Source organism: Streptomyces sp. NPDC058773, from assembly GCF_042746015.1.
Taxonomy (GTDB): domain Bacteria; phylum Actinomycetota; class Actinomycetes; order Streptomycetales; family Streptomycetaceae; genus Streptomyces.
The window spans coordinates 9,592-11,143 of record NZ_JBHYPE010000085.1; the positions used below are offsets into that span (position 1 = coordinate 9,592).

Consider the following 1,552-nt stretch of genomic DNA (forward strand, 5'->3'; position numbering starts at 1 on the left):
AATCCACCTCCCCCGCTGCGCGCTCTCTGTATAATTGTGTGGCCCCCCCCCCCACCATGGGGGGGGCCCCGACCATTTTTTGGGGGGGGCCGCCCCCCCCCGACGGCACTGCGCGGCCGTTACTGCGTGCGGTTCTCGCCGTGGTAGTACTCGAAGACCCAGCCGAAGAGACCCACGAGGATCACCGGCAGGGAGAAGTACAGCAGCCACCAGCCGAAGACGACGCCCAGGAAGGCGAGCGCGCCACCGACGGCCAGGGACAGCGGCTGCCAGCTGTGCGGGCTGAAGAAGCCCAGCTCACCGGCGTCGTCCGAGACCTCGGCGTTCTCGTTGTCCTGCGCACCCGCGTCGACCCGCCGGGCCGTGAAGGCCAGGTAGTAGCCGACCATGATGCACAGACCGAAGGCGAGGAACAGCGCGGTGGTGCCCGCCGGCTCCTTCGACCAGACGCCATAGACGATCGCCATGACGAGGACGAAGACGGAGAGCCAGATGAACATCTTGCCCTGGATCTTCACTTGCCCGCCTCCTTGCCGCCTGCGAGGGACTTGTCGTCCTCGGTGGCACGGCCGTTGTGCAGCGCGTCAAGGGCTGCGATCTCCGGGTGGTGCAGATCGAACGCCGGGGATTCCGACCGAATGCGCGGCAGCGTGAGGAAGTTGTGCCGCGGCGGCGGGCAGGAGGTCGCCCACTCGAGCGAGCGGCCGTAGCCCCACGGGTCGTCGACCTCGACCTTCTTGCCGTACTTCGCCGTCTTCCAGACGTTGTACATGAAGGGCAGGATCGACAGGCCCAGCAGGAAGGAGCTGATCGTCGAGACGGTGTTCAGCGCCGTGTAGCCGTCGGCCGCGAGGTAGTCCGCGTAACGCCGCGGCATGCCCTCGGCACCCAGCCAGTGCTGGACGAGGAAGGTGCCGTGGAAGCCCACGAACAGCGTCCAGAAGGTGATCTTGCCCAGGCGCTCGTCCAGCATCTTGCCGGTGAACTTCGGCCACCAGAAGTGGAAGCCGGCGAACATCGCGAAGACGACCGTGCCGAAGACCACGTAGTGGAAGTGCGCCACCACGAAGTACGAGTCCGAGACGTGGAAGTCCATCGGCGGCGAGGCCAGGATGACACCGGTCAGACCACCGAAGGTGAAGGTGATCAGGAAGCCGATCGTCCACAGCATCGGCGTCTCGAAGGACAGTGAGCCCTTCCACATCGTGCCGATCCAGTTGAAGAACTTCACACCGGTCGGCACCGCGATCAGGAACGTCATGAACGAGAAGAACGGCAACAGCACGCCGCCCGTCACATACATGTGGTGCGCCCACACCGTGACCGAAAGACCGGCAATCGAAATCGTCGCCGCGATCAGACCGATGTAACCGAACATCGGCTTCCGGGAGAACACCGGAATGACCTCGGAAATGATGCCGAAGAACGGCAGCGCGATGATGTACACCTCGGGATGGCCGAAGAACCAGAAGAGGTGCTGCCAGAGCAGAGCGCCACCATTGGCCGCGTCAAAGACATGCGCACCGAATTTCCGGTCCGCCTCCAGCGCGAA

At 64.5% G+C, this 1,552-nt stretch carries 2 protein-coding genes; both read right to left on the minus strand.

Annotated features, from left to right (window positions below):
• Positions 1-119 precede the first annotated feature (119 nt).
• Complete coding sequence (locus tag ACFW5B_RS34840) at positions 120-518, minus strand: cytochrome c oxidase subunit 4 (protein WP_386448999.1); 399 nt, start codon at positions 516-518, stop codon at positions 120-122.
• Positions 515-1,552, minus strand: a 1,038-nt coding sequence (locus ACFW5B_RS34845; RefSeq protein ID WP_386449002.1) for a cbb3-type cytochrome c oxidase subunit I, incomplete at its 5' end; no start/stop codon positions are given. The genes ACFW5B_RS34845 and ACFW5B_RS34840, both read right to left, overlap by 4 nt.